Annotated in this window: 1 protein-coding gene; it reads right to left on the bottom strand. The window is 69.2% G+C overall.

Annotation, left to right across the window (positions count from 1 at the left end; all coding sequences use genetic code 11):
• Positions 1-2,444: DEAD/DEAH box helicase (locus tag PUR71_RS02820; protein WP_329924693.1), on the bottom strand; the 2,444-nt coding region annotated here is incomplete at its 3' end.
• Positions 2,445-2,935 lie beyond the last annotated feature (491 nt).

Here is a 2,935-nt window from a genome sequence, read left to right on the forward strand (position 1 = left end):
CGCCAGTGGAGTCCGAGTGCGGCGAGTTGGTCGAGTTGCTCCTCAGTGAGCTTGGCCCGGCGGGTCTTCGTGTTGGAGATCCAGACCCCGAGTTTCACTTCCACCGTCCCGCCGTCACCGTCGGGCACCGGCTCAACGTGCGCCCGGGGCACGGTCACCGTGCCGGTCCGCTCCCGGTACAGGACGAGCGCGGCCACGCCCCGCTCGAACGCGCTCACCTTCCCGCCGGCCTTCCTCGCCGCCGCGCCCTTCCTGTCCTGTCCGGCCGGGGCCAGCAGCGGCTGGATGCCGAGCGCGGTCAGGCGCTCGCGCTGCTCGTCCATCAGTCCCTGCCAGACGATGTGCTGGCGCTGCCGCTCCAGCCACCGGCCGACATCCAGCCCGTGGACGGTGACCCCGGGCAGCAGATCACCGAGCCGCGCCCCGCCGTCCACGCAGTCGGCGACGGCGGCCCAGTGACGCTGCCAATCCAGCGGCCACGCCGGGTTCCAGTCCGGGTCGATCTCCGCGAGAGCCTCCGCCCGGTCCGCCCGCCCGTCCAGGACGCCGGGGCGGCGCTGATTGGACAGCCACTGCCCGACCGGCTTGTCCAACGCGGTGGCCGTACGGGGAGCAGCCAGGGTGCCGTGGTGCTCGAAGTACTCCCGGGCAGCGGCCAGGTTCTCCTCCCACGCCGCGTCCAGCGGATCCCACACCATCCCGAGCGACTCCAGCCGCTCGACCCGCCTGCCCTCCATCTGACCGGCCGCGTACGCCTTGCGCTGCTCGCTCACCCAGTGCCCCAACGGGTACATCTGGTGCGGATCCAGCCCCGCCCTCGTCGCCTCGCGGTGGTCGAACGGCACCCGCAGATGCCCCTCCCGCTTGTAATACTTCTCGGCGGCCGACCATCCGCGAGCCCAGTCCTGCCGCTCGGTGTCGATCACGTTGAACGAAACCCACTGCGCGACCATCACCGGGTCACGAGGAGCGGAGAAACGCAGCAACATGCGGCTTTCCCTCTCGCCCTCCTTCGGCTCCAGACCGATATCCATGGACGGCTCCACGCTGTTCCTCTGCTCGATCTGAGGAACCGCCAACAATTCCACAGCCTCTTCGTCATGAGCCCGCAGAGCCTGAAGCACGTTCACCAAAGGCCGGTAACTCCCCGAAGTGAACATGTCCTGCGGCGCCTCACCCTCTTTCAGGAAAACCGGAACGATCAGCGACGCCAGCTTCCCCTCACCGGGCTGCTGCCGCAGCGCCCGCCCGATCGCCTGCACGATGTCGTGCGGCGCGCCCTTCGGGTCCAGCAAGGCCACCGACTCCACCGCCCGGATGTCCACACCCTCACCCAGCACCCGGCAGTTCGACAGCACAGCCCGCCGAGCCGAGCGCCCGAACTCCGCCAGCACCCGCGCCCGACGCTCCCCAGCATGCTCACCCTTCAGCCAGTTCGCCCAGATCCGGTCCGGGTAGAACTCCGGATCACCCGCGTGCAGCTTCGCCGCCACCGCCGGCAGCCCCTCCGCGAACGCCTGAGACTCTATGGTCCGGTGGTGGAAGGTGATCATCGTCTGCAGCCCATGCTGCGCCATGGTGTGGAGCATGGCGGCCTGGAGCGCGCCGAGCCGCTGCCCGCGGATCTCCTCGCTGCGCTTCTCGGGGCTCATCAGGCGCTCCGGGGTGACCATCGGGTCGGTCAGCTCCACCACGATGATCTGGTAGCGCGCCAGCAGGCCCCGCTTCACCGCCTCGGACAGCGGGAGCTTCCACGCGACGGGGCCGAAGATCGCCTCGTCGTCCATGGACGCGGCCATCTCCCCCGGCAGCCGCTCGTGCCGCTCCCCCTCGCGCAGCTCCCACGGCGGCGCCGGCCTCTCCTGCCAGATGCGCGGGGTGGCCGTCGCATACAGGCGCCGCGCAGCCGGGATGACGTGCTGGTGGTGGATGTCCGCCCACGCCTTCCCGAGGCTCCCGGACGTCCGGTGCGCCTCGTCGACCACGGCCAGGTCCAGCGGCTCCAGCGCCTTGCCGTAGGCGCCCTCGAAGGCCTCCGCCAGGACCCCGAGAGAGCTGTAGGTGGCGAAGATGGTGACCGGACCGGAACCGTGCCACATGGCCAGCCGGATCGGGTTGGTGGTGCACCGCACGTCCATCGACCACAGCTCGACGTCGTCCTCCATCGAGCACACGGCGACCGCCGGCCCCGTGTGCCCGACCTCCCGCCATGCCTTGATCGTCTGACCCAGCAGGGCCAGCGTCGGCACCAGGACGAGCGTGCGGCCGCGCGGGACGAGCCGCCGGGCCGCCGCCGCCGAGATGTACGTCTTCCCGGTCCCGCAGGCCGCGTGAATCTGCGCCCGCAGCCCGTTCGCCGGAATCACCCCGCCCGGCGGGATGTCCAGCGCGCGAATGATCGCGTCAACCGCCTCGATCTGGTGGTCACGCAACTCGATGGGCATGTCCCCGATCCTTCCATGGAATGCCGGAGGGGATTTCCTTGATCGCACAACGCCCGCAATAGAGTCGAACATCGGTGGTGTGCCTGCAACACTGACTCTACACAGTGCATCACTGTGATGCACTAGGCTTGCCGAAGGTTCCAACGCCGGAGTGATGCACCGGCGGAATAGAGGCGTGAACCCGCACTGTGGGTGGTATGCTTCTCCCATGCAGCGCTTTCGGGGCCCGATGGTGACGGGCGTTCAGGGTGGGCGGAGCGAAGCGGAGTCCACTGGGCTCGACGGGGGGTGCCGGCCTTGACGGTGGGTGAGGTGACAGGGGGTCTCGGTCCGGGGATGACCTGGGATTCCTGAGCCTACACAGTGCCGCGCGTGATGCACCCACCCCTCCCAGTCAGCCATCGGATTCCCGCTTGCGGGAATCCCTGGAAACCCGCGAAGCGGGTTTCCAGGCCGCTCCAGAATTCCGCTTGCGGAATTCAATTCCCGCG

The organism is Streptomyces sp. SP17BM10 (assembly GCF_036322405.1).
In the GTDB taxonomy this organism is placed as follows: Bacteria; Actinomycetota; Actinomycetes; order Streptomycetales; family Streptomycetaceae; genus Kitasatospora.